Raw genomic sequence first — 25,192 nt, 5'->3', positions numbered from 1 at the left:
CACGGCCCGGGGCGGCGCGGACTGACGGGCGGCTGCCATGGCTGACGAGCCGCGGACCCCGCCGACCGGCGGCCCCGCCGACGACACCGGTGGCACCGATGCGCCACGCATCGGTGACGCGCCGTCCGGCGAGCACCCCGCCGACGTGGGCGGGGACGGTCTCAGCACCGGGGAGCGGGCGGAGCTGGCGCGGCTGCGCGCCGAGGTGGACCGGCTGCGCGCCGGCGCCTCGGACGCCGGCGGCGCCGCCGGCGTCCAGGCCGTTACCGCCGGACCGCCCTCGGGCGGGCGGTGGCGGGCCTGGCTCGCACCCTTCCTGATCCTGCTCGGCTGCCTGCTGGCGATCCCCGCGACCGCCGCCGTCTGGGTGGACTCCGTCGTCACGAACACCGACCGCTACGTCGACACCGTCGGCCCGCTGGCCCGGGACCCGGACATCGAGCGGGCCGTCACCAACCGTGTCACCAACCGGCTCATGCAGGAGATCGACGTGCCGGGAGTGGTGAAGGAGGCGTCGGACCTGCTGGCGGCGCAGGGGGCCCGGCCGCGGCTGACGACGACACTGAACGATCTGGCCGGGCCGATCGACGGGGCGGTGCAGGGCTGGGTGCACGACCAGGTCGGCGCGGTCGTCGCCAGCGACCGGTTCGCCGACGCGTGGACGCAGGCCAACCGGGCCGCGCACCAGGCGCTCGTGGCCGCGCTCACCGGCAAGAACGAGAACGGCGCCGTCCAGGTCGAGAGCAACACCGTCAGCATCCAGCTGGCGCCGATCGTCGAGGACGCGAAGCAGCGGCTGGTCGACGCGGGGTTCTCGCGGGCGTCGGCGATACCGTCGACGGACATGACGCTGACGCTGTTCCAGTCCGACGACGTGGAGAAGGCGCAGGCCGGGTTCCGGCTGGTGGACCGGCTGGGCACCTGGCTGCCGGTCATCGCGCTCGCGTTGATCGCGGCCGGCGTGCTGGTGGCCCGCGGCCGGCGGCGCGCGCTGATCGGCGCCGGGATCGGGCTGGCAGCGGCGATGCTGCTGCTCGGCGCGGCGCTGACGATCGCCCGTCCGCTGTACCTGGGCGCACTGCCGCCGGAGGTGGACGACGCCGCGGCGGGCGCGCTGTTCGACCAGGTGGTGTCGCTGCTGCGGACGACGCTGCGGATGGTGCTGGCCGTCGGGCTGGTCGTGGCGCTGGTGGCGTGGCTGACCGGGCCGTCGCCGCAGGCGGTGGGGCTGCGCCGGGGAGTCGCGCGGTTGGGCGACGTCGGCTCCGGGTGGGGCTGGCGGGACTCGGCGGCGACCGCCTGGCTGCGCCAGCACAAGCGGCCCGTCCAGATCGCCGTCCTGTCCGTCGCGGTCCTGGTGTTCGTGTTCTGGAACTACCCGAACGCCGCCGTGGTGCTGGGGATCCTGCTGGTCGCGGGCGTGCTGCTGGCCGCCCTCGAGCTGGCGACGGGTCAGGCGGCGCCGTCCGGCCCTTCGGCCGCCAGCCCTTCGTAGGCGTCGACGGCGGCCTGCACCGTCGTGTGCACCCGGCCGCCGTCGCGCCAGGCCGGCCAGGCCGCCGTCCGCCGCGCCTTCGCCAGCGCCGCTTCGGGGACCCGGGCCACCCAGAGCTCGACGCCGTCCTTCGCCAACTGCTGTTCGGCCGCCGTGAACGCGTCCATCACGGTGACGGAGGTGTCCAGCGTCGCGCCGAGGTCGAGCAGCAGGACCCGCGTCCGCGGTTGGTCCGCCGTCGCCCGGCGCAGCAGCTCGGCCTGCACGGTGCGCACGTTCATCGTGTACAGAGCGCCCTCGATCCGGATCACCAGCAGCCCCGGCGCCGGCCGCTGCTCCAGCAGCACCGGGTGGTTCAGCCGCCGCAGCACCAGGTAGTAGGTGAGGAACACGCCCGCGACGACACCCGCCAGCAGGTTCGACACCAGCGCGATCGCCGCCGTGACCAGCGCGACGACCAGTTCGGCCCGGTCGATGCGGCCGATCCGGCGCAGTTCGCGGACGTCCACCAGGCCGATCACCGCGACCACGACGACGGCGGCCAGCGTGGCCTCCGGCAGGTCGCTGAGCACCGGCGCCAGGAACAGCGCCGCCGCCACCGCGACCCCGGCCGTCACCAGCGAACTGAGCTGGGTGCGGGCGCCCGCGCCGACGTTGACCATCGTCTGCGAGAACCCGCCGGCGGGTGGCGCCGTCGCGACGAACGCCCCGGCGATCGCGGCCGTCCCGTTCGCCAGCAGCTCGCGGCCGGTGACGATCGGCGGGTCCTGCGGCTCGCGGGTGCTGCGGCCGACGGCGATCGTCTCCATGAACGCCATCAGCGCGATGGCCAGCGCGTACGGCAGCATCGTCCACGCGTCGTCCAGCGGCGGGACGGCCGGCGTCGGCAGGCCGCTCGGCACCGGCGGGATCAGCTCGACGCCCCGTGCGGGCAGGTCCGCCCACGCCGTCGCCAGGATCCCGCCGGCGACCGCCAGCAGCGGGCCGGGCACCCGCGGCACCCACCGTCGCAGCGCCCACATGCCGGCCAGCGTCAGGACGGCGACGACGACGGTGGCGCGGTTCGCGTCGCCGAGGTGCGTCACGGCGTGCCCGACGCCGCGCAGGAACCCGTCCGGTCCGGCGTCGATGCCGAGCAGGTTCGGCAGCTGGTCGACGATGATGGTCAGCCCGACGCCCACCTTCAGGCCGCTGACGACGGTGTCGGAGATCGCGTCGACCACCCAGCCGATCCGCAGCAGCCAGAACAGCAGCAACGCCAGGCCGGTGAGCAGCGTCAGCGTGCTGACCGCGGCCATCGCCTCGTCGGGGTCGTCCGTCGTGCCCGCGGCCGCCAGCGCCAGCCCGGCCAGCGCCACGATGGTGGACGTCGTGCTCATGCTCAGCTTCCGGGCGCCGCCGAGCAGCGCGTACGCCGCCATCGGCACGATGCACGTGTACAGCCCGACCTGCACCGGCAGCCCGGCGACGCCGGCGTAGCCCATGGCCTGCGGGATGACGACGGCGCCGGCGACGACCCCCGCGACGATGTCGGAGCGGCTCACCCGGACAGCCCGGCGATGCCGTCGCCGATCAGCTTCGCGCCGATCACCAGCAGCACGACCGTCAGCACGGCCGCGTTGTGCCGGGCCAGCCAGGTCTTGAGATCGGCCAGCATCTCGGTGGCGCGGTCGCCGAGCGCGAACGCGAGCAGCACCGGCAGCCCCGGCCCGAGCGCCCCGATCAGCACGAACACCGCCAGCGCGACGGCCTGCCCGCCGGCGTCGACGCCCGTCTGCGCGATGGCCGCGGCGGCCGCGATGGTGAGCATGAGGTTCTTCGGGTTGGCGGCGGACAGCAGCGCGCCCAGCCCCAGCGCCTTGCCCGGCGACCACGAGTCCAGCGCCGCCATCCAGCCGGGCAGCTCCGGTTCGACGTCGCCGCGGGGCCGCTGCCGCCAGGTGCGCACGGCCAGCAGCAGGACGAGGACGCCGAGGACCAGCTTCAGCCAGCCCACCCACGTCGCCGGCTCGCCGTCGTCGGCCGGTCCGGCGGCGGCCGCGACCAGCAGTACGACGGTGCCGACGACGGTCAGTCCGAGCAGCCAGCCGGCCAGGAACGCCGGCCCGGTCACCCGCCCGCGGCTGCTGCCGAGCATCAGCACGACGGCGACGATCGGCAGCGGGCTGAGCGCGACGCCCACCCCGAGCGGCAGGACTGCCCCGATCGCCTCGCCCATGCCGCCTCCGCCCGTCGCGTCACGTCACATCGCGTTCATGGTCGCGGCGGCCGGCGACGGGCGGCGTCACCCGATCGGGGTGAGGACCCGGCCGCCGGTCCGCGCCGACGATGGGGCGCATGCCGGCGTGGATGTGGGGGTCGCTGCGCGGCTACCGGCGATCGTGGCTGCGCCGCGACCTGGTGGCCGGGCTGACGGTGTGGGCGGTGCTGATCCCGGAGTCGCTGGCCTACGCGTCGATCGCCGGCGTCTCGCCCGTGATCGGGCTGTACGCGGCGATCCCGGCGCTGCTGCTGTACCCGGTGCTGGGCAGTTCGCGGCACCTGGTGGTCGGGCCGATGTCGGCGACGGCGGCGCTGTCGGCGGGGGTGGTCGGCGGGATCGTGTCGAACGGATCTGGGGAGTTCCCCGCTTATACCGCGGGCCTGGCGCTCGCCGTCGGCACGCTGGCGGTGCTGGCCGGGCTGCTGCGGCTGGGCTTCCTGGCCAACTTCATCTCCGAGCCGGTGCTGAAGGGCTTCATCGTCGGGATGGCGCTGGTGATCATCGTCGGGCAGCTGCCGAAGCTGTTCGGCGTCGAGGGCGGCGAGGGCAACTTCTTCCAGAAACTGTGGGAGGTGCTGACGGCGCTGGGGGACACCAACGGGTGGTCGGCGCTGGTGGGCCTGGGCTGCCTCGCGCTCGTCCTGGTCCTGCGGCGGACCGCGCCGCTGGTGCCGGGGTCGCTGGCCGCGGTGGTGCTCGGCATCGTGCTGTCGGCCGTGCTCGGCCTGGAGGACCGCGGCGTCACCGTCGTCGGGCACATCGACGCGGGGCTGCCGGCGCCGGGCGTACCCGACCTCAACGCCGTGTCGGACGTCCCGCTACTGCTGTCCGGCGCGGCCGGCGTCATGCTGGTCGGCTTCGCCGAAGGGCTCGGCGCGGCGAAGACCTACGCCCGCCGCGACGGCTACCGGATCGACGCGAACCGGGAGCTGGCCGGGCTGGGCGCGGCCAACCTCGGCGCCGGCTTCTTCAACGGCATGGTGGTCAACGGCAGCCTGTCGAAGACCGCGGTCAACGCCGGCGCGGGCGCGCGGTCGCAGGTGTCCGGCTGGACGGTCGCCGCGCTGACGGTGCTGACACTGCTGATCCTGACGCCGCTGTTCGCGGAGTTGCCGGAGCCGGTGCTGGCCGCCGTCGTCATCGCGGCGGTGATCGAGCTGGTCGACATCGGCGGGCTGCGGCGGCTGTACGAGGTCAACTCCGCGGCGCTGGCCTCGATCTACGGCCGCGCCGCCCGGGCGGACTTCATCTGCGCCATCGGCGCCATGCTCGGCGTGCTGTTCTTCGACACGCTGCCCGGCCTGCTGATCGGCGTCGTCCTGTCGGTCGTGCTGCTGCTGGCGCGGACGGCGCACCCGCACGTCGCGGTGCTCGGCCGGGTCGCGGGCGGGACCGGGCAGTGGGTCGACGTCGCCCGGGATCCGGGGAGCTCCCCGGTTGACGGCGTCGTCGTGGTCCGGGTGGAGAGCGCGCTCTACTTCGCCAACGCCGACGCCGTGCAGGACCGGCTGCTGGAACTGGCCGGCGCCGACGGCGTCCGCGCGCTGGTGTTCGACGCCGCCACCGTCCCGTCCATCGACGTCACCGCGGCCGGGATGCTCCGCGACACCGCGACGGAGCTGGCCGCCCGCGGCGTGCGCCTGCTCGCCGTCGGCGACGTCGGCCAGGTGCGCGACGTGCTGCGGCGGGCCGGCGCCGCGGACGTGCTGGACCGGCTCTACCCGACGGTCGACGCGGCGGTCGCGGCGACCTCACCCGGAGAAGGTGACGCCGCCGGGGACGGCGCCGCCCGACGATGAGGCCACCGACGGCGGATGCAGACGAGGGGGACCCCATGCCCAAGCGGTTCAACGGCGTCATCAACCTGGACATCCGTGACTCCGTGCCGGACTGGGAGCCGTTCCTGGCGCCCCGGGCGCCCGAGGGCGCGCCGAACGTCCTGGTCATCCTCTATGACGACACCGGGCAGGCGGCGTGGTCGCCGTACGGCGGGCGGATCTCGATGCCGACGCTGGACCGGCTCGCCGCCGACGGCCTCACCTACAGCCAGTGGCACACGACGGCGCTGTGCGGCCCGACCCGCTCGTGCCTGCTGACCGGCCGCAACCACCACCAGAACGCGTTCGCCACCATCGCCGAGACGGCCACCGGCTTCCCCGGCAACCACACCCACATCCCGATGGAGAACGCCTTCCTGGCCCAGGTGCTCGGCGACGCCGGCTGGAACACGTTCTGGGTCGGCAAGAACCACAACGTCCCGGTGGACGAGTTCGCGATGGGCGCGTCGAAGCGGAACTGGCCGATCCGCCGCGGCTTCGACCGGTTCTACGGCTTCATCGGCGGCGAGACCAACCAGTGGTACCCGGATCTCGCCGAGGACGACCACTACGCCGAGCAGCCGTACCTCCCCGAGGACGGCTACCACCTGTCCAAGGACCTGACGGACAAGGCGATCTCGTTCGTCCGCGACAGCCGGCAGAGCGACCCGGACAAGCCCTGGTACATGTTCTTCTGCCCGGGCGCCAACCACGCGCCGCACCACGCGCCGCAGGAGTGGATCGACAAGTACCGCGGCGCGTTCGACGACGGCTACGAGGCCTACCGCGAGTGGGTGCTGCCGCGGATGAAGGAGCGCGGGATCCTGCCGCCGGACACCGATCTGACCCCGATGAACCCGATGCCGGAGGGCACCACCAGCCCGGGCGACGCCGTCCGGCCGTGGGACTCGCTCAGCGCCGACGAGAAGCGGCTGTTCTCGCGGATGGCGGAGGTGTACGCGGGCTTCTCCGAGTACACCGACCACGAGGTCGGCCGGCTGGTCGACTACCTGGAGGAGTCCGGCCAGCTGGAGAACACGCTGGTCTTCTACTGCGCGGACAACGGCGCGTCGGGGGAGGGCAGCCCGAACGGCTCGGTGAACGAGAACAAGTTCTTCAACAGCTGGCCGGACAGCATCGAGGAGAACCTGCCGATGATCGACCGGCTGGGCAGCCCGGACACCTACAACCACTACCCGACCGGCTGGGCGATGGCGTTCTCGACGCCGTACCGCATGTTCAAGCGGTACTCCTACCAGGGCGGCGTCTGCGACCCGATGGTGATCTCGTGGCCTCGGGGTATCGAGGCCCGCGGCGAGGTGCGCGGCCAGTACCACCACGCGATCGACATCGTGCCGACGGTCCTCGACTGCTGCGGTGTCGAGATGCCCGGCTCCGTGCTCGGCTACGAGCAGACGCCGCTGCCGGGGGAGTCGATGCGCTACAGCTTCGACGACGCGAGCGCGCCGACGACCCGGCGCACGCAGTACTACGAGATGCTCGGCACCCGCGGGCTGTGGCACGACGGCTGGAAGGTCGTCGCGGTGCACGGGCCGCTGCCGTCGGACGTCGGGCACTTCGGCGACGACCAGTGGCAGCTGTTCCACACCGACGTCGACCGCGCCGAGGCGCACGACCTCACCGCCGAGCACCCGGAGAAGGTGCGCGAGCTGGTCGACCTCTGGTTCGAGGAGGCCGGCAAGTACGACGTGCTGCCGCTCAACGACGTCGGCGTGCTCGAATACATGAAGTACGAGTTCCAGGCGCCGGCGCCGGCCGGCGGCACGTACACCTACTACCCGGGCACGGCCGAGGTGCCGGAGCGGTCGGCGGCCAACACGCACGGCGTCTCGTACCGGATCCTCGCCGAGGTGGAGCTGTCGCCGTCGGCCGAGGGCGTGATCCTGGCGCAGGGGTCGCGCTTCGGCGGCCACGCGCTGTTCGTCAAGGACGGCCGGCTGCACTACGTCTACAACTTCCTCGGCCTCGCGCCGGAGCAGGAGCTGACGTCCGGGCCGCTGCCCGGCGGCCGGCACGTCGTCGGCGTCGAGTTCGTCAAGGAGCGCACCGGCGAGCACGGGGAGTCGCACGGCACCGCGCGGCTCTACGTCGACGAGGCCGAGGTGGCCACGGGCCCGCTGCGCACCCAGTCCGGGCACTACTCGCTGTGCGGCGAGGGCCTGTGTGTGGGCTACGACGGCGGCGACGCCGTCACCCGGCAGTACCCGCCGCGATTCCCGTTCGCCGGCGGCCGGATCGTGAAGGTCGAGGTCAACGTGGCCGACGACCGTTACCTGGACCTCGAGCGGCAGTTGCACGCCGCCCTGGCCCGCGACTAGATGACGCACCGAGAGTGAGGAGAACCGCCATGGCCACGTTCACCGTCTGGAAGTTCGACAACCCCAGCGCCGCCGACCGCGCCGTCACGCTGCTGGAGTCGTTGCAGAAGCAGGAGCTGATCCAGGTCCACGACGCCGCCACGGTGTCGTGGGAGCCGGACAAGAAGAAGCCGAAGACGCGGCAGCTGTCCAGCATGAAAAGGATCGGCGCGCTCGGCGGCGCGTTCTGGGGGCTGCTGTTCGGCCTGCTGTTCTTCGTGCCGCTGCTGGGCGTCGCGGTCGGCGCGGCCGCGGGCGCGATCGGCGGGTCGCTCAGCGACGTCGGCATCGACGACGACTTCATCCGGCAGACCCGCGATAAGGTCACTCCTGGGACGTCCGCACTGTTCGTCCTCACCAGCGACGCCGTCCAGGACAAGGTTCTGCAGGCGTTCGAGGAGTCCGGCATGAACCCGGAACTGGTCCAGTCCAACCTGACGACGGAGCAGGAGGAGAAACTCCGCGATGCCTTCGCCGAGTGACCCGGCGCCGTGTTGCGCGGCCGGTCGCGAGACGCATCAACTGCTGGCGGTGCCGTCGGTGACGGCGCCGCCAGCGGCTGCGCGGCCCGCCGGCGGCGCCATGGCGACGCTGCCCGGCGGCGCGTTCCTCATGGGCACCGACGCCGGCGACGGCTACCCGGCCGACGGCGAGGGCCCGGTCCGCGAGGTGACGGTGGCGCCGTTCCGCATCGACGTCACCACGGTGACGAACGCGGCGTTCGCTGAGTTCGTCGAGGCCACCGGGTGGGTGACGCTGGCCGAGCGGTTCGGCACGTCGTTCGTCTTCGCCGGGCTGCTGCCCGACGACCACCCGCCGACCCGCGGCGTCGCGGCGGCGCCGTGGTGGCGTGAGGTGTACGGCGCCGACTGGCGGCACCCGGAGGGCCCGGCGTCGAAGCTGGACGACCGCCTCGACCACCCCGTCGTGCACGTCACCTGGCGCGACGCCCGCGCCTACGCACGCTGGGCGGGCAAGCGGCTGCCCACCGAGGAGGAGTGGGAGTACGCGGCCCGCGGCGGCCTCGTGCAGCACCACTACCCGTGGGGCGATGAGCGCGAGCCCGGCGGCGAGCACCGGATGAACGTCTGGCAGGGCACCTTCCCCGCGACGAACACCGCCGCCGACGGCTACGTCGGCACCGCGCCCGCCGACGCGTTCCCGCCCAACGGCTACGGCCTGCACAACATGACCGGCAACGTGTGGGAATGGTGCGCGAACTGGTTCGACCAGCGCAGCCCCACCCGGGCCGGCGCCAAGGCGATGCGCGGCGGCTCCTACCTGTGCCACGACAGCTACTGCTTCCGCTACCGCGTCGACGCGCGCAGCTCCAACACGCCCGACAGCTCGGCCGGCAACATCGGCTTCCGCTGCGTCGCGGACGTCTGAGTCCCGGCTGGGACGCGGCGACCCGCACCGGACATCCCTCTACGTCAACGTTCCGCGTAGAGAGGGAGACCGTGCCGGCCACGACCCGAGCGCCCGACCCCGCCGACTATCACCTGACCTCGCGCCGCCAGCGGTTCGAGGCCCTGTTCACCGCCCATTCCTCGACGGTGCTCGCGTACGCGCTGCGCCGGGTGGAGGTCGCCGCCGACGCGGCCGACGTCATCGCCGAGACGTTCGTGGTCGCCTGGCGGCGCATCGACGACGTCCCGTCCGGCGACGAGGCCAGGCGAGGGTGTGTCTCCCGGGTCCATGGCCTACTGCGCGACGCCCAGGCGGCGCCTCGCGGCGTTCTCGTCAGTCGTCATAGAACCCCGCTATGACTCCTTCCTCGGCCTTGCGAGGCATCCACCTGGACGCCGCTCGCTACGGCCGAGACCCGGGAGACACACCCTGGCTGTACGGCGTCGCCCGGCGCGTCCTCGCCAACCACCACCGCGGCGACCGCCGCCGCGACGCGCTGGCCGCACGGCTGCGCGACCACCTCGCCACCCGGGCCCGTACCGACCGGCCGGGCGACGATCCGCAGGCCGAACTCGTCCGGGCCGCCATGCGCCGGCTCGACCCGGCCGACCGCGAGGTCATCGAGCTGACCAGCTGGGAGGGCCTGACGCCGGCCGAGGCGGCCGCGGTGCTGACGGTGCCGCCGTCGACGCTGCGCAGCCGGCTGCAGCGAGCCCGCCGGCGGCTGCGGGCCGAGCTCGAGACGCTCGGCTGGACCGCGCCGCACCCCCACGACGACCAGGAGGAATCGTGACCGACCCCATGACCGCGCTGGTCCGCCGGGCCGCGCAGCACAGCGACGAGGAGATCGTCACACTGACCGGCAGCGCCGCCGAGGCGGAGCTGATGACGCGGATCCTGGCCGCTCCCGAGCCGCTGCTTCCGGCGGCCCGCCCGCCGGCTCGGCGGCCGGCTCGGCGGCCGCGCCGCCGGGTCCGCCGGCTGGCCGCGCTGGGCGCCGTCGCCGCGGCCGCCGCCGTCGGCGTCACCGCCCTGGTCAGCACGCAGGGCGGCGACGACGCGCCGCAGGCATGGGCGGCCGAGGCGATCGCCATGGCCGACCAGACGCCGCGGCTGCTCGTCGACGCGCCGGGCTGGCGGGTCGAGAGCGCCGACGAGCTGGACCCCGGCGACGGATACATGTGGTTCACCGACGGCACCAGCGAGGTGCGGCTGTCGTGGAGCGTCTCGGCCGATCCGGCGGCCGCGATCGCCAGCCGCGCGGGCGCGGCGGACGCCGTCACCGAGGCCGTCGTCGCCGGCCACCAGGCGACCGTGTTCTCGTACGGCGACGGCGAATGGAGCGCCGTCTGGCAGCAGGGCGACGCCTTCGCGGAGCTGTTGACCTGGCGGTCGCCGATGGACGACGCCGCCTTCGCGGAGCTGCTGGGCGCCGTGACCCGGGTCGACGCGGAGGACTGGCTGTCCGCGCTGCCCGGCGACGTCATCCGGTCCGAGGACATCGTCGCGACCGCGGAGCAGCTGCTCGGCGGCGCGGCACTGCCGGGCGGCCTGGAGATCGCGCCGTCGGGCGGCGTCACCACCCGGCACGCGCTGGCCTACACCGTCGAGTCCGAGGCCCGGTGCGCCTGGATCGAGAGCTGGATCCGGGCCACCGACGCCGGTGACGCGGCCGCGGCGGAGGCCGCCACGACCGCGCTCGCCGGTGTGCCGGACTGGCCGGTGCAGTCGGAGATCCACGGGCACGACGACCCCGCCGCGTGGACCGGCCTGCGCAGCATCGTCGACGACGGCGTGCTGCCCGGCGGCCGCGATCTCGTCGTCTCCGGCGACACCGAGGTCGAGGGCTGGCAGGCCGAGTTCGGCTGCTACCGGCCGGTCCTGCTGCGCTGAGCTACCTGGAACTGAGGATGCCGGACCGTGCGATCGCCCAGATCACGAAGATGTCGATCGCGATGATCAGCAGCGACCAGAACGGGTAGTACGGGATGAAGAAGAAGTTGGCGATCGCGCTCAGTCCGGCGAGCCCGATCGCGACCCCGCCGGCCACGGCGCTGCCGGTGAACAGGAAGAACCCGGCCAGGGCGATGACGATGCCGAGGATCAGGTGCACCCAGCCCCATGCGGTGGTGTCCAGGTCGAAGGTGTAGTTGGGCAGCACGACGAAGAAATTGTCGTCGATGATCGCCGCCAGGCCCTCGAGCGCCTGGAAGACGCCGATGAGGACCATCATCGTGGCCGCGAAGATGACGCCGCCGGTCGCCCAGCCGGACGGCTCGGACTTGGGCGCCTCGGTCGGCGAGGTGCGGAAATCGGTCATGACTCCTCCTGCGAGGTGACGCGGGGAGGTCCCCGGTTTCCCACTTTTCCGGCGGTGCGGCGGTAGCGGCATCACCCACCGGGGGTGATCCCGCCGGATACTCCGTAGAGTGGCCGATATGTCCGGTGACGAGCCCGCCGAGGAAACCGCGCCCGAGCCGTCCCGGATCCAGCCGCGCCGCCGCGGCGCCATCCCCGCCGCGCTCTCGTCGCTGGCCGAGGGGTTCGTGCGCGACTCCATGATCATCGGGACGGCGACGCTCGCATTGCTGGTCGCGGTCGGCGGGCTGATGTCGGGCTCGGCCGGACCCGCTGTCACGGGCGTCGCCGGCGGCGTTGGCGGGGCTGTGCTGCTGGTGGCGACCGTCGCCCGGCACTGGCCGGTCGGCCGGCAGTGGTTGGCCATCGCCGTCGTGCTCGCCGTGCAGATCGGGCTGATCGCCGTCTGGACCGGGTGACGCCGGCCGCGCTAGGGGAGTGAGTCCGGCTGCGGCCGCCCGGTGCCGGGTGTGCCGGGTGCGCCGGGCGTGGCGGTGGGTGTAGTGCTCGCCTCGTGGTGCGGCGGTTGGCGGGGTCTGCCGCGTTGGCCGCTTGGCGCTAGTTGGCCGCCTTGCGGTAGTGGGCCGTCCCCTGCTGCCCATTTTCTTAGCCGCGGCACCGCGCCTCAAGCGGAGCCAGAGGGCGCTTCGCGCGGGCGAAGCACCGCTTGACCCGCGGCACCGCGGCCAAGTACGGGCAGCTATCAGGGGGACGGGGGAAGTGCGGGCAGAGCCCGCCCGGGTGCACCGTTCACCCGTCCTCGACTCCCGGAGACGTCCCAGGGCGTCGACGTCACTCGCGTGGTGGGCACGTCACCCGCCGTAGCACCGGATGACGGTCGTCGGCGGCGGTTGTGCGGTGCTGGCGCGGGTGAGGTGATCCCGGCGCGGGTGAAGTGAGGTGTGCCCAGACTCCCCCCGTCCCCCTGATAGGTGCCCGTTCTTGGCCGCGGGACCGCGGGTCAAGCGGTCACCCGTCGCGCGAAGCGCCATCAGGGTCCGCTTGAGGCGCGGTCACGCGGCTGAGAGAATGGGCGCCAGGGGGACGGCCAACGCGGCAGACCCCCGGCGCACGGTCGGCAGATCCGGGCGAACGGCCGGCCAGCCAACGAGAAGCCCGGCCCAATCGAGCGGACCAGGCCGACCGAGCGGACCGGGCCGACCGGCGCGATCCCCAACTCACGGTGTGAGATCGCTGCGCCGGGTGGGGCGGATCACTGTTGCTCTGGCAACAGCGACGCCACCCAGCACGCACAGTGATCCCACCCAGTGACGCGCCGCCACGCGACGCCCGCTCAAACTCGGTCCGAGTGTCGGGGTTTCGGAGACTCAAGCGAAGCTGGGGGAGTCCGGCTGCGGCCGCCCGGTGACGGGTGTGCTGGAGGTCTTCCGCGCCTGGCGGGGAACAGCTGCGAGCCAGCGCCGGTTCTCATCGGTGCGTACGTCGTCACGGGCCACAGTGACCAGCCGCCCGACGCTGGGGCGTACCAACGCACCGAGCCGCCGGCATCGGACTGTGATCGTGCGCCGCTTGACTGCCGTTGCCCGCTGCGTCGCCGTGCGCCGGGGCCGCACGTTGACGGTGCAGTCTGGGCATGGTCCGGTTCGGTCGACTAGTCGTGGACGGTCAGCTCGACGGTGACGGTGTCGCCGTCGTCGACGCCCTCGGCGGTGCGGACCGCCTTCTTCACCGGCAGCACGTAGCAGCCGCTGGTGGAGTCGGGGAAGATCGACGTGGACCAGGAGGAGCCGCCGAGCCGCACGCCGACCTTCAGCGAGCCGAAGCCACGCCGCGGCGGGCGGGGGACGGCGCGGATCTCGGCCGAGACGTCGGGCGGTACGGTGACGAAGAACCACGACATCTCGCCGCCGTACTCCCACAGGCCGGCGGCGAAGGTGAATTCCAACACCGCGCCAGTGTCGCAGCCGGCGCCGACAACGGACTCGGCTCGGGACCGGCAACCCCCGATGCCGGCCCCGAGCCGTCCCCCGCGAGTGTGGCTGTGATCCACCCCACCCCCACAGTGCACCGCGTTGTCGCGTCCAGCGGGAGCGGCCGAAGGTCCGGTGCCCATGGGACCAAGGTCCCGCCACGCCGGGACCCTCGGCCTGCCGCATCCTCGACATCGTCGCTGCTCGATGCGAAACTTGGCGCGGGCGGTAGGGGGTCGATCGTGTACGAGTCGGAACAACTTCTCCCCAAAGTGCCGCTCGATCGCCTGATGGCGGAGGTGCAGGCGCGACTGCAGGCCGTGGTGGCGGCCCGCGACGGTGTGCACGCCCTGCTCGAGGCCGTGGTGTCGATCGGGCGCGAGCTGGAACTCGAGGCGGCGCTGCGGCGCATCGTCGAGGTCGCGACCGACCTCGTCGACTGCCGCTACGGCGCGCTCGGCGTCATCGGCGACGACGGCCAGCTGGCGCAGTTCATCCCGGTCGGCCTGTCCGGGGACGAGATCGCGCACATCGCCGAGTGGCCGCACGGCCGCGGCCTGCTCGGCCTGCTGATCAAGGAGCCGCGGTCGCTGCGCCTGGGTGAGATCTCCGAGCATCCCGAGTCGTACGGGTTCCCCGAGGGACACCCGCCGATGCACGGCTTCCTCGGCGTCCCGATCCGGGTCCGCGACGCCGTGTTCGGGAACCTGTACCTGACGGAGAAGAACGGCGGCCGCGACTTCGACGAGCAGGACGAGACCGCCGTGACGGCGCTGGCCACGGCCGCGGGCATCGCCATCGAGAACGCCCGCCTGTACGACGCCAGCCGCCGCCGCGAGACCTGGCTCGACGCGTCCGCCGAGGTCACCCAGGCGTTGCTGTCGGGCAGTTCGGTCGACGACGCGTTGCGGCTGATCGCCTCGCACGCGCGGACGATGTCGTCGTCGCGCACCGCGGTGGTCATCGCGCCCGACGACGCCGCTGCCGGACTGATGCGGGTGCTGACGGCCGACGGCGACGGCGCCGACGCACTGGGCGGGCTGCGGTTCTCCGCCGAGGGGACGCTGTCCGAGTCGGTGCTGAGCTCCGGCGAGGCGCGCGTCGTCGTCGAGATCCGCCGCGGCGTCGAGCCGGCGCCGCTGCTGGACCGGCTGCCGGCCGGTCCCGTACTGCTGGTGCCGCTGGGCGCGCCGCCGCAGGTCCGCGGCGTGCTGGTGCTGGCGCGACAGCGCGGCGAGCACCCGTTCGCCGGGCCGACGGTGCGTATGCTGCAGGCGTTCGCCAGCCAAGCCGCCGTCGGGCTGGAGCTGGCCGACGCGCGCAAGGACGCCGAACGGCACGGGCTGGTCGACGACCGCGAGCGCATCGCCCGCGACCTGCACGACGTCGTCGTCCAGCGGCTGTTCGCCAGCGCGATGAGCCTCACCGCGGCGGCCCGGCTGATCGACCGGCCCGACGTCGCCGCCCGGGTGGAGCGCACCGTCGACGACCTCGACGCGACGATCCGGCAGATCCGCTCGACGATTTTCGCGCTGCAGTCGGCCAAGGAGGACGTCACCGACACCCTGCGCGGCCGGCTGGTCGCCGTCGTCCAGTCGGCGGGGGAGCAGCTCGGGTTCGCGCCCGGCCTGCAGCTGATCGGCGAGCTCGACAACGCCGTCTCCGACGAGATCGCCGACCAGCTGGTGCCGGTGCTGCAGGAGTCGTTGTCCAACGTCGTCAGGCACGCCAAGGCGTCCCGCGCCGGCGCCGTCGTCGAGCTGTCCGGCGGCCGCGTCCGGGTCACCGTCACCGACAACGGGGTCGGGCTGCCGGACCAGCCGCGCCGCAGCGGGCTGGCCAACCTTGCCGAGCGGGCCGCTCGCCTGGGCGGGACGTTCACCGCCGGGCCGGGCCCGGACGGCGGCACCGAGGTGCGCTGGGACGTCCCCGCCGGCGGCGCTCAGTCGTCGGTGTCGGCCTGACGCTGCCGCCCGCTCCACGCCCAGACCAGCTCGACCAGCACGATCCCGACCGCCGCGCAGATCAGCCCGATGACGGTGTAGCCGGTGTTGCTGGGGTCGAGCAGGAACAGGTCCTGGGTGAACGGCAGCAGGAACATCAGCGCCGACGACGACGCCATGACGACGACGAGCGCGATCTTCCACGGCGCGTACGGGCGGGCGACGATGGCCAGCACCCAGAGCGCGATGATCGTCAGCGTGATCAGTGCCGTGGTGGTGGACTGGGTGCGCTCGGCCTCGCTCGCGTCGGCGCCCTGGTAGGTGAGCAGGTAGGCGACGAAGCAGGCCGCCCCGATGACGATGCCGGCCGGCACCGATGTGCGCATGACCCGGCCGACGAAGCCGGGCCGGGCCCGCTCGGTGTTCGGCGCCAGCGACAGCACGAAGGCCGGCAGGCCGATGGTGAACCAGCCGGTGATGGTGACGTGGCGCGGGAAGAACGGGTACGGCAGCGGGTCGAAGCCGACCAGCCCGGGCACGCCCACCAGGAACGCCAGCAGCACCGAGTACACCGTCTTGGTGAGGAACAGCGTGGCGACCCGCTCGATGTTGCCGATGACGCGGCGGCCCTCGGCCACGACGTGCGGCAGCGTGGCGAACTTGTTGTCGAGCAGCACGATCTGCGCGACGGACCGGGTGGCCGGGCTGCCGGCGCCCATCGCGACGCCGATGTCGGCGTCCTTGAGCGCGAGCACGTCGTTGACGCCGTCGCCGGTCATCGCGACGGTGTGCCCGCGCGACTGCAGCGCCCCGACCATGGCCCGCTTCTGGTCGGGCGTGACGCGGCCGAAGACGGCGTTGTCGGCGAGCACGTCGGCGAGCGCGTCGCGCTGCTCGGGCAGCGTGCGGGCGTCGACGGTGTGTGCGGCGCCGGGCAGCCCGAGCGACCCGGCGACGGCGCCCACTGAGGCCGCGTTGTCGCCGGAGATCACCTTGACGGTGACGTTCTGCTCGGCGAAGTAGGCCAGCGTGTCCTTGGCGTCGGGGCGGACCTTCTGCTCCAGCACCAGCAGCGCCGCCGGGGTGACGGCGCCGGGCGCGCCGCCGGCGTCGACCGGCTGTTCGGAGCGGCCGAGCAGCAGCACCCGCAGTCCCTGCGAGCCGGTCCGCTCGGCGTCGTCGCGGACGGCGTCGCCGGCGGGCAGCAGCACGTCGGGCGCGCCGAGCACCCAGTTCCCGTCGCCGTCGAAGCTCGCGCCGCTCCACTTGCGCGCCGACGAGAACGGCGCCACCCCGGTGACCTGCCAGCCGGGGTCGTCGGGGTGCGCCTCGGCGATGGCCTGCAGGCTGGCGTTCGGGCGCGGGTCGGCGGCGGCCAGCGCGCCCAGCGCCGTCCGCGTGGTGGCGGGGTCGCCGTCGAGGTCGCGGATCTCGGCCAGCCGCATGGCGTTCTCCGTCAGCGTGCCGGTCTTGTCGGCGCACACGACGTCGACCCGGGCCAGCCCCTCGATCGCCGGCAGCTCGTTGACCAGGCACTGCCGCCGGCCCAGCCGGACCACGCCGACCGCGAACGCGATGGACAGCATGAGCACCAGGCCCTCGGGCACCATCGGCACCAGCGCCGCGACCATGCCACGCAGCGCGTCGGGCAGATCCTGGTCGCCGGACAACTGGTTGTAGATGGACAGCGCGCCGGCCGGGATCAGCAGGTAGGTGATGAACCGCAGGATGGTGTTGACGCCGTTGCGCAGGTCGGAGTTGACCAGCGTGAACCGGCTCGCCTCCTCGGACAGCCGGGCCGCGTACGCCTCGCGGCCCACCTTCGTGGCCCGGTAGGCGCCGTTGCCGGCCACCACGAAACTGCCCGACATCACCGGGTCGCCGGTGTGCTTCACGACCGGGTCGGACTCGCCGGTCAGCAGCGACTCGTCGACCTCCAGCGCGTCGGCCGCCACCACCTCGCCGTCGACGACGACCTGGTCGCCGGCGCCCATCTCGATGACGTCGTCGGCGACCACCTCGTTCGGGGCCAGCTCGACGGCGACGCCGTCGCGGCGCACCCGCGGCCGGGCCTGCCCGACGATGGTGAGGCGGTCGAGGGTGCGCTTGGCGCGCAGCTCCTGGACGATGCCCACGACGCTGTTCGCGACGATCATGCCGCCGAACAGGCCGTCGAGCAGCGAGCCGGTGCCGAGCACGATGAGGAACAGCACCAGGAGGATCGCGTTGATGCGGGTGAAGACGTTGGCGCGGACGATCTCCCAGGTGCCGCGGCTGGCCCGCGCCGGGACGTCGTTGGTGCGGCCGGCGGCGATGCGGGCCGCCACCTCCGCGGTCGAGAGCCCGCGCCCCACGTCGGCCGGCATGGTCGTCGGGTCGGAGCTCATGGGACGACCTTAGCGGCGGCGTCAGCTGCTGGGATGGTCTTTCGCCTCGGCCTTGAGCTGCGCCGACAGCGCCGCCGCCTGGGTGCGGCGGCTCATGTCGAGTTTGGCCAGCAGGTTGGAGACGTAGTTCTTGATGGTCTTCTCGGCGAGGAACATCCGCTCGCCGATCTGGCGGTTCGTCAGGCCCTCGCCGATGAGGTCGAGGATGCGCCGCTCCTGGTCGGTGAGCGCGGCCAGCGGGTCGGCCCGGGTGGCGCGGTCGCGCAGCCGGGCCAGCATGCGGGCGGTGCTCTCGGGATCGAGCAGCGACTTGCCCTCGGCCAGCGCCCGGACCGCACCGATGAGGTCGGTGCCGTGGACCTGCTTGAGGACGTATCCGGCGGCGCCGGCCATGACGGCGTCGAACAGGGCGTCGTCGTCGGCGAACGAGGTGAACATGAGGCATTGCAGGTGGGGGAGGCGTGAGCGCATCTCGCGGCAGACGGTGACGCCGTCGCCGTCGGGAAGGCGGACGTCGAGGATGGCGACGTCGGGCTCGAGGGCGGGGATGCGGGCCATGGCCTGTTCGGCGGTGCCGGCCTCGCCGACGACCTCGATGTCGGGCTCGGTCTCGAGCAGGGCGGACACGCCGCGCCGGACCACCTCGTGGTCGTCGAGGAGGAACACGCGGACGACACGATCGGTGCTCACGTGCACGACGGTACTCCAGCCAGCGGGGGTCGGCATGGGACCTTCGTCCCTTCCGGCGCGGGCCGGTTCGTAGGAGCGTGGGGCGCGTGCTTCCCTCGATCACGTCCAGCCCGGACCCGCTGGACCGGCAAACGTGTTACGCGCTGCTCGCTCGCGCCCCGATCGGCCGCCTGGTCTTCACCGAGGGCGCGCTGCCGGCGATCGAGCCGGTCCGCTTCCACCTGGACGGCGAGGACGTGATCGTCGAGGTCGGTTCGTCGCCCGTGCTGCCGCCGGCCGACCGCCTCGGCGTCGTCGCGTTCCAGGCCGACGAGTACGACGAGGTCAGCCACACCGGCTGGTGCGTCGTCACGATCGGGCAATCCGCGGCCGACGAACGCGGCCTGCGGATCCGGCCGAAGATCGTCCGTGGCCGGCGCATCGGCCCGCTGCTCGCCCCGGTGCCCCAGGACACCGCCGTCGGCTGAGCCGTCGCCCGCCCGCCGTTGACCTGCCGTGAAGACGTGGTGAAGCCGGGCTGAAGCAGGCTGCTCCTACCGTCGGTCCCGAGCCGGTGCGGTGCCGGCGCGGAGGGACGGATGGCCGGCTGGCGCGAGGTGTTCGCCGTCGCCGAGTTCCGCGTGCTCTGGCTGGCCCAGACCCAGTCGCGCGTCGGCGACCAGCTGGCTCGGGTGGCGCTGGCGCTGTTGGTGTACGAGCGGACCGCCTCGGCCGGGCTGACGGCGCTGATCTACGCGCTCACCCTGCTGCCGCCGCTGTTCACGGCGCCGCTGCTGGCCGGGCTGGCGGACCGGTACCCGCGCCGGACGGTGCTGGTGTCCGTCGACGTCGCGCGGGCGATGTTCGCCGGGCTGATGGCGATCCCCGGGATGCCGCTGCCGCTGCTCGCGGCACTCGTGGTCGCGATGACGTGCCTGCAACCGCTGTTCGCCGCCGGCCGGACCGCGACCCTGCCGGCCGTGCTGACCGGCGACCGGTTCGCCGTCGGGATGGGCATCATGACGGCGACCGATGGGCTGGCCCAGATCGCTGGTTTCACCGTCGGCGGCCTGATGGTCGTGTGGGCGGGCGGGCCGCACGTCGCGCTGGCCGCCAACGCCGTCACGTTCCTGCTGTCGGCGGCGCTGCTGCGGTGGGGGCTGCGGCCGCACCGGCCCAGCGGGGACTCCGCGCGGCGGCCGTCCGGATTCGCGCTGGCCGGCGTTCGTCTGGTGGTCCGTGACCGGAGGCTGCTCGGGCTGGTGTCGCTGATCTGGCTGTTCGGCCTCTTCCTGGGTCCGGAGGCCCTCGCGGCGCCGTACGCGGACCAGATCGGCGCCGGCGCCGCCGCCGTCGGGTTGCTGATGGCGGCCGACGTGGTGGGCTCGGTGGTCGGCGCCGCGCTGGTGACCCGGGTGGGGCGGGCCTGGCGGGACCGGCTGATGGTGCCGCTCGCCGTCGCGACCGGGGTGCCGCTGGTGGCGACGGTCGCCGGCCCGCCGCTGCCGGTGACGGTGGTGTTGTGGGCGCTCTCCGGGCTGCTCGCGACCTACATGGTGCTGGCGCAGGTGGCGTTCACCGAGGAACTGGCCGACGAGATGCGCGGGCGCGCCATCGGCTTCGCGTCGGCCGGCCTGCAGTCGGCGCAGGGCGCCGGCGTCCTGCTGGCCGGCGGGCTGGCGGAACTGCTGCCGCCGTCGGTGGCCGTCGCCGCGTGCGCGGCCGCCGGTTCGCTGGGTGCGGTGCTGGTCTGGGCGGCGCTGCTGCGCGGCCGCGACCACATCGGCCCGGCCGTCCGTCGAGCGGAGGAGAGGAGGAGGCATGCGCAACCGTGACTGGAACCGCAGCTGGGACTGGGAGCACTGACCCAGCCGCTAGGGGCGCCTCGGGTGGACGACCGCCCGGGGCGCCCTCATCCGTGTGTCGAGCGGCGGAGAGGAGGAGGCATGCGCGACCGTGACTGGAACCGCAGCTGGGACTGGGAGCACTGACCCAGCCGCAAAGGCGCGCCTCGGGTGGGTCACCGCCCGAGGCGCCCTCACCCGTCGTGGGCCAGGTCGGTGAACGGGATCGGGCAGTCCGGGCTGCCGGCGCAGTCGCGCAGGTCGTGGCAGCCGGCGTCGAGCGCGGCTCTCAGGGTGTCGCGGATGGCGGCGAGGTCGGCGATCCGGCCCTCGATCTCGGCGATCTTCGCGGTGGCGCGCTCGCGCAGGTCGGCGTCGGAGTGGGCGTGGCCGCGGCCGGTGTCGGCCAGTTCGGCGATCTCGTCCAGCGTGAAGCCGAGCCGCTGCGCCGCCTTGATGACGCGGACGGTGGTGACGGCGCCGTCCGGGTAGGTGCGGTGGCCGCCGAGGGTGCGCTCCGGCGCGGCCAGCAGCCCGCGACGCTCGTAGTAGCGCAGCGTCTGCAGGTTGACGCCGGCCGCCGTGGCCAGTTCGCCGCTGCGCAGCGTCATCGGGCCAGCCGCTCCAGGCCGTCCAGCACCATCGCCTGCGCCGGCGGCACGTCGACCGTCAGCGCGCCGTCGTCGCCGACGTCGAAGGTGAAGAACGAGCAGCAGGCCGACTCGCGTCCGGCGAGGTCACGGGCGGTCGCGAGGACGCCGGGGTCGTCGTCGAGGGTGAGCCGCAGCCGGGTCGGGGAGACCCGGACCGGGCGGGTGGCGGAGCGGGCGAACAGGTCGGCGAACTCGGCCAGCCGCAGCGGGCGGTCGGCCGTGGGCAGCGTGCACGATGACGGAAGGAACGAGGCGTCGAGGTCCATGCTTCGACGGTAAACCCGTACCCGGGTACCGGATGCAAGCCGCGCATGGCGGTGACGATGCGCGGCTGGTCGCGGGCGGCCTGGTCGCGGTCGGCGTGCGCAGAACGATCAGGTGACACAACGGCCCTCGATCGTGCCGGAACGTCACCTGATCATCGGTCGTCCACATGGTGGAGACGATCAGGTGACGAACCCGCCCGAATGGGCGCGCCTTCGTCACCTGATCGTCGACGGGAAGTTGATCAGGTGACGTCGTCGAGGTGGGCGGGTGTGGTCATGACGCGCGCGCCGTCGAGCACCCGCGGCGCGTCGCCGGTAGCCGATCAGCTCGCGCACCGGCCAGACCACGGGATGGCCGGCGCGCCCAGCGTCAGGTCCCGATACTCCACGGTCGTGTGGGACCGGCCGCGGCCGAACGGGTGCAGCGGCGCGGGTCGAGGTCGGGGATGCCGTCGGTGCCCTGGTCCAGGGGCGCCGCCCTTCTCACCCGGGAAGAACGCCTGGACGACGGCCGCGCAGCGGGGTGCGAGATCGCTGAGCGCGTACGGCCGCCCGGACACCACCACCAGCACCACCGGCGTCCCGGTGTCCAGCACGGCCGTGGCCAGCTCGGACTGGACGCCCGGCAGGTCGAGGTCGGACGCGTCGCAGCCCTCGCCGGACGTGCCGCGGCGGAACAGCCCGGCGAGGTCACCGACGATCACGATCGCGGCGTCGGACTCCGCCGCCAGAGCCACCGCCCCCGCGAACCCGGAACCCGTCGTCGCCGGTGATCGCGGCGCCGGCCTCGTGCGGCACCGGCGCGTCGCCGCCGTGCTGGCCAGCACGTGGTTCGGGAACGAGTAGCAGCCCAGGAACGTGCGCGCCTCGACGCGGTCGTCCCGACGACGGCCACGCGGAGGGCCGTGGGCCTGAGCGGCAGCGTGCCGTCGTTTGCCGGCAGCACGACCGACCGCTCGGCCAACCTCCGGGCCTGCGCGCGGTTGGTCGGGGGAGTCGCCAACGCAGCTACAACCGCGCCGCTGGGCTGACCCGGCCCGTTCCACGTCGAGCGAAGATCTCCCCCTGGCTCGAGCGTCGCCGCGGCGAATTCAATGACACCAGGCCACAACCGTGACCTCCGACGAGAGAAGGCGACGTGTGCGGCATCACGGGATGGGTGTCATACGACTCGGACCTGCGATCCAGGAGGCACGTCATCGACGACATGGTCGCCACCATGGAGCGCCGCGGGCCGGACGACTCCGGCGTCTGGCTGCGCCGCAACGTCGCGCTCGGTCATCGCCGACTCGCGGTGATCGATCTTGACGGCGGCAAGCAGCCCATGACGATCCGCACACCGAACGGCACCGTGGCGCTCACCTACAGCGGTGAGGTCTACAACTACCAGGAACTGCGCCGGGAACTGATCGGCAAGGGGCACCGGTTCCGGACGCAGAGCGACACGGAAGTCGTCCTGAACGCCTATGCCGAGTGGGGCGACACGCTCGTCGACCACCTCAACGGGATGTTCGCCTTCGCGCTCTGGGACGACCGTGACTCCCGCCTACTGCTGATCCGCGATCGTCTCGGCGTGAAGCCGCTCTACTACTATCCGACCGCCGACGGCGTCCTCTTCGGGTCGGAGCCCAAGGCGATTCTCGCCCATCCGTTCGTCAAGAAGGTCGTCGACCTCGAAGGTCTTCGCGGCCTCATGTCGCACGCTCTGTTCACCAAGCCGCCGGGATGGTCGCTGTGGAAGGGCATGAGCGAGGTCCTGCCGGGGACGGTCGTGTCCGTCGACGCCGACGGCATCAGGAGCCGCACCTACTGGCAGCTGCAGCCTTCGGAGCATCGTGACGACCGTCAGTCGACCATCGAACACGTGCGGGAACTCCTGGACGACATCGTCCAGCGGCAACTCGTCGCCGACGTCCCGCGGTGCGTACTGCTCTCCGGCGGGCTCGACTCCAGCACGATCACGGGCCTCGCCGCCCGGCAACTCGACAATGACGGCTCTTCACTGCGGACGTTCTCCGTCGACTTCGCCGGCCACGAGCAGAACTTCACTCGGGAACCAGGCTGGGAGGAGCCGGACTCCCGGTTCGTCCGTGACATGGTCGCCTACCGGCAGCTGAGGCACGAGGTGGTGATGCTGGATGCGGAGACGCTGAAGGATCCGGCCGTGCGCAGGGCCCGCATCGCGGCCCGCGACCTGCCGAGCGGTTTCGGTGATTTCGACACCTCCCTCTATCTCCTGTTCGACGCCATTAAGTCCAACTCGACTGTCGCTCTGTCCGGAGAAACAGCCGACGAAGTGTTCGGCGGCTACCCGTGGATGCACGACGAGGCCGCGCAGCGAGACTCGACCTTCCCCTGGATCTCCTTCATCAGGGCGCGGACCGATGACCCGCTTCCGTGGGTGTCGGGGGAACTACGGCGCACGATGGATCTCAACCACTACATCGACGATCTCTATCGAAGCGCCGCAGCCGAGATCGACTACCTCGACGACGTCGGCGAATCGGAGCGGCGCATGCGCACCGTCTTCTATTTGAGCATCGCTCGATTCGTTCGCTACCTGCTCGATCGGAAAGACCGCCTGTCGATGGCCGTAGGCCTCGAGGTAAGGGTGCCGTTCTGCGACCATCGGCTTGTCGAGTACGTCTACAACGTGCCGTGGTCGCTGAAGACCTTCGACGGCCAGGAGAAGAGCCTGCTCCGGGCAGCGAGCGGAGACGTCGTTCCCCGTTCGATCCGCAACCGGAAGAAGGCGGGCTACCCCTTGACGCAGGACGCGGACTATCTACGAAATATCCAGGAACAGGCGCAGGAAGTGCTCGGCGTGCCGTCGAGTCCCGTGTTCGAGCTGATCGACCGGTCCTGGCTGGAGCACGCCGCGAAGGTGGACGCCGAGAGTACGCCTCGGAGCACGAGGTCCGGCATCGAGGCCGCATTGGACCTGCATCACTGGTTCGATCTCTACAAGCCGCGCCTCGAGCTTTGACACTGGGGCTCGCGGCTCGTCTGCTCAGCACGTCGTCACCGATGTCGCCCCGGGCCACTACGCCGGTAGGGCGGTGACACCGCTGACTCCATAGCGCCAAACCGTCCTGGTGGCGGCCACCCCGGCGCCCGTGATTCAATAGGCGAAACGGTTGTTTCGTGTGAATCGGCGGGGAGGTCGGCATGTTCATGGTGCCCGAGACTGCGGAGATCCAGCGGGTTGCCCGGTCGCTGGGCTTCGAGGTGGCCGGGCACGAGGTCGCGACGTATCAGCGGTTCTTGGCCGACTGGCTGAAGGGCGTCGACGAGTTCATGAACGCGCGGCTGCAGGATCCGCCGCCGCCGGTGGCGGCGGTGCGGCGGGATGTGCCGTACAAGCCCTCCGCGGCGGGGGAACCGCTGAACGCGTGGCTGCGCAAGTGCTCGTTCGGCGGCGGCGGCGATGGGGGGGGGCGGCTGGGCGGGCGGACGGTCTCGGTGAAGGACACCATCGCGGTCGCGGGCATCGCGTCGACGCTGGGATCGTTCGGCGGTGACCGGCTGATGCCCGACTTCGACTCGACGGTGGCGCGGCGTGCGCTGGAGGCGGGCGCGACCCTCATCGGCACGAACGCGGTCGTCGGCGGGTTCGGCGAGGTGGGCGATGACCGGCGGCCGAAGAACCCGCACGACCCGTCCCGGCTGGCCGGCGGGACCTCGTCGGGCGGCGCGGTGGCGGTCGCGGCGGGAGAGGTCGACATCGCCTACGGCGGCGACCAGGGCGGCTCCGTGCGCATCCCGGCCGCCTGGTCCG

23 protein-coding genes are annotated in these 25,192 nt (G+C 72.7%); 14 read left to right on the top strand and 9 right to left on the bottom strand.

All coding sequences use genetic code 11. The features are described 5' to 3' along the window. Positions 1–37: 37 nt before the first annotated feature. Positions 38–1,495 (top strand): hypothetical protein, encoded by a 1,458-nt coding sequence (locus ACW62_RS03040; protein WP_053202622.1) that lies wholly within the window; start codon positions 38–40, stop codon positions 1,493–1,495. Here the strand turns inward: ACW62_RS03040 and ACW62_RS03035 are convergent. Beyond that, a complete protein-coding gene (locus tag ACW62_RS03035) occupies positions 1,453–3,039 on the bottom strand; it encodes a SulP family inorganic anion transporter (RefSeq protein ID WP_053202621.1) in 1,587 nt (528 codons plus the stop codon). The genes ACW62_RS03040 and ACW62_RS03035 overlap by 43 nt on opposite strands. Beyond that, on the bottom strand, positions 3,036–3,713 hold the full coding sequence (locus ACW62_RS03030) for a GAP family protein (protein WP_053202620.1): 678 nt from the start codon (positions 3,711–3,713) through the stop codon (positions 3,036–3,038). The genes ACW62_RS03035 and ACW62_RS03030 overlap by 4 nt, the downstream gene beginning before the upstream one ends. Before the next feature lie 119 nt (positions 3,714–3,832). Between ACW62_RS03030 and ACW62_RS03025 the strand changes: the two genes are divergently transcribed. The 7 genes from ACW62_RS03025 to ACW62_RS02995 all read left to right on the top strand — a co-directional run bounded on the left by ACW62_RS03025 (position 3,833) and on the right by ACW62_RS02995 (position 11,256). Beyond that, complete coding sequence (locus ACW62_RS03025) at positions 3,833–5,557, top strand: SulP family inorganic anion transporter (protein WP_240477223.1); 1,725 nt, start codon at positions 3,833–3,835, stop codon at positions 5,555–5,557. 35 nt (positions 5,558–5,592) lie between these two features. Continuing rightward, positions 5,593–7,914, top strand: coding sequence for an arylsulfatase (locus ACW62_RS03020; protein ID WP_053202619.1), 2,322 nt, complete (start codon positions 5,593–5,595; stop codon positions 7,912–7,914). Between the two features lie 29 nt (positions 7,915–7,943). Further along, on the top strand, positions 7,944–8,435 hold the full coding sequence (locus ACW62_RS03015) for a DUF1269 domain-containing protein (RefSeq protein WP_053202618.1): 492 nt from the start codon (positions 7,944–7,946) through the stop codon (positions 8,433–8,435). Next, positions 8,419–9,342: a formylglycine-generating enzyme family protein gene (locus ACW62_RS03010; RefSeq protein ID WP_083459133.1), complete on the top strand. Its 924-nt coding sequence runs from the start codon at positions 8,419–8,421 to the stop codon at positions 9,340–9,342. Before ACW62_RS03015 ends, ACW62_RS03010 begins: the two co-directional genes overlap by 17 nt. Before the next feature lie 71 nt (positions 9,343–9,413). Continuing rightward, entirely contained in the window at positions 9,414–9,722 is a 309-nt protein-coding gene (locus tag ACW62_RS03005; protein WP_053202617.1) for a sigma factor, read from the top strand. Next, positions 9,719–10,156, top strand: coding sequence for an RNA polymerase sigma factor (locus tag ACW62_RS03000; RefSeq protein WP_083459132.1), 438 nt, complete (start codon positions 9,719–9,721; stop codon positions 10,154–10,156). Before ACW62_RS03005 ends, ACW62_RS03000 begins: the two co-directional genes overlap by 4 nt. After that, a complete protein-coding gene (locus ACW62_RS02995) occupies positions 10,153–11,256 on the top strand; it encodes a hypothetical protein (RefSeq protein ID WP_053202615.1) in 1,104 nt (367 codons plus the stop codon). The genes ACW62_RS03000 and ACW62_RS02995 overlap by 4 nt, the downstream gene beginning before the upstream one ends. A 1-nt stretch (position 11,257) precedes the next feature. On the opposite strand, the gene ACW62_RS02990 is transcribed toward ACW62_RS02995, so the two are convergent. Continuing rightward, positions 11,258–11,683: a DUF7144 family membrane protein gene (locus ACW62_RS02990; RefSeq protein ID WP_053202614.1), complete on the bottom strand. Its 426-nt coding sequence runs from the start codon at positions 11,681–11,683 to the stop codon at positions 11,258–11,260. A 118-nt stretch (positions 11,684–11,801) separates the two neighbouring features. Here ACW62_RS02990 and ACW62_RS02985 point away from each other — a divergent pair, with 118 nt between their 5' ends. Beyond that, positions 11,802–12,140 (top strand): hypothetical protein, encoded by a 339-nt coding sequence (locus ACW62_RS02985; protein WP_053202613.1) that lies wholly within the window; start codon positions 11,802–11,804, stop codon positions 12,138–12,140. A gap of 1,193 nt (positions 12,141–13,333) precedes the next feature. Here the strand turns inward: ACW62_RS02985 and ACW62_RS35035 are convergent. Beyond that, positions 13,334–13,627, bottom strand: coding sequence for a DUF1905 domain-containing protein (locus tag ACW62_RS35035; protein WP_420843546.1), 294 nt, complete (start codon positions 13,625–13,627; stop codon positions 13,334–13,336). Positions 13,628–13,942: 315 nt separating this feature from the next. Here ACW62_RS35035 and ACW62_RS02975 point away from each other — a divergent pair, with 315 nt between their 5' ends. Then, positions 13,943–15,616 (top strand): sensor histidine kinase, encoded by a 1,674-nt coding sequence (locus ACW62_RS02975; protein WP_083459264.1) that lies wholly within the window; start codon positions 13,943–13,945, stop codon positions 15,614–15,616. Here the strand turns inward: ACW62_RS02975 and ACW62_RS02970 are convergent. Together ACW62_RS02970 and ACW62_RS02965 are read right to left on the bottom strand one after the other, a co-directional pair. Beyond that, complete coding sequence (locus ACW62_RS02970) at positions 15,595–17,982, bottom strand: HAD-IC family P-type ATPase (protein ID WP_157574338.1); 2,388 nt, start codon at positions 17,980–17,982, stop codon at positions 15,595–15,597. The two genes, ACW62_RS02975 and ACW62_RS02970, sit on opposite strands and share 22 nt — an antisense overlap. A 21-nt stretch (positions 17,983–18,003) precedes the next feature. Beyond that, positions 18,004–18,672: a response regulator gene (locus tag ACW62_RS02965; RefSeq protein ID WP_240477222.1), complete on the bottom strand. Its 669-nt coding sequence runs from the start codon at positions 18,670–18,672 to the stop codon at positions 18,004–18,006. A gap of 86 nt (positions 18,673–18,758) precedes the next feature. Here ACW62_RS02965 and ACW62_RS02960 point away from each other — a divergent pair, with 86 nt between their 5' ends. Together ACW62_RS02960 and ACW62_RS02955 are read left to right on the top strand one after the other, a co-directional pair. Beyond that, entirely contained in the window at positions 18,759–19,139 is a 381-nt protein-coding gene (locus ACW62_RS02960) for a pyridoxamine 5'-phosphate oxidase family protein (protein ID WP_053202611.1), read from the top strand. A 111-nt stretch (positions 19,140–19,250) separates the two neighbouring features. After that, positions 19,251–20,486, top strand: coding sequence for an MFS transporter (locus ACW62_RS02955; protein WP_053202610.1), 1,236 nt, complete (start codon positions 19,251–19,253; stop codon positions 20,484–20,486). A gap of 203 nt (positions 20,487–20,689) precedes the next feature. On the opposite strand, the gene ACW62_RS02950 is transcribed toward ACW62_RS02955, so the two are convergent. The 3 genes from ACW62_RS02950 to ACW62_RS35030 form a co-directional block, all read right to left on the bottom strand. After that, a complete protein-coding gene (locus ACW62_RS02950) occupies positions 20,690–21,106 on the bottom strand; it encodes a MerR family DNA-binding protein (protein ID WP_053202609.1) in 417 nt (138 codons plus the stop codon). Then, entirely contained in the window at positions 21,103–21,414 is a 312-nt protein-coding gene (locus tag ACW62_RS02945; RefSeq protein WP_053202608.1) for a hypothetical protein, read from the bottom strand. Before ACW62_RS02945 ends, ACW62_RS02950 begins: the two co-directional genes overlap by 4 nt. 323 nt (positions 21,415–21,737) lie before the next feature. Then, on the bottom strand, positions 21,738–22,151 hold the full coding sequence (locus tag ACW62_RS35030; RefSeq protein ID WP_053202607.1) for a glycoside hydrolase family 3 protein: 414 nt from the start codon (positions 22,149–22,151) through the stop codon (positions 21,738–21,740). Positions 22,152–22,552: 401 nt separating this feature from the next. Between ACW62_RS35030 and asnB the strand changes: the two genes are divergently transcribed. Both asnB and ACW62_RS02930 read left to right on the top strand, forming a co-directional pair. Beyond that, positions 22,553–24,400, top strand: a complete 1,848-nt coding sequence (gene asnB, locus ACW62_RS02935; RefSeq protein ID WP_053202606.1) for an asparagine synthase (glutamine-hydrolyzing) — start codon at positions 22,553–22,555, stop codon at positions 24,398–24,400. Positions 24,401–24,582: 182 nt separating this feature from the next. Beyond that, positions 24,583–25,192: amidase family protein (locus tag ACW62_RS02930; RefSeq protein ID WP_240477221.1), on the top strand; the 610-nt coding region annotated here is incomplete at its 3' end.

It is taken from the genome of Jiangella muralis, assembly GCF_001270745.1.
Classification (GTDB): domain Bacteria; phylum Actinomycetota; class Actinomycetes; order Jiangellales; family Jiangellaceae; genus Jiangella; species Jiangella muralis.
This window is presented reverse-complemented; position numbering and strand designations above follow the sequence as displayed.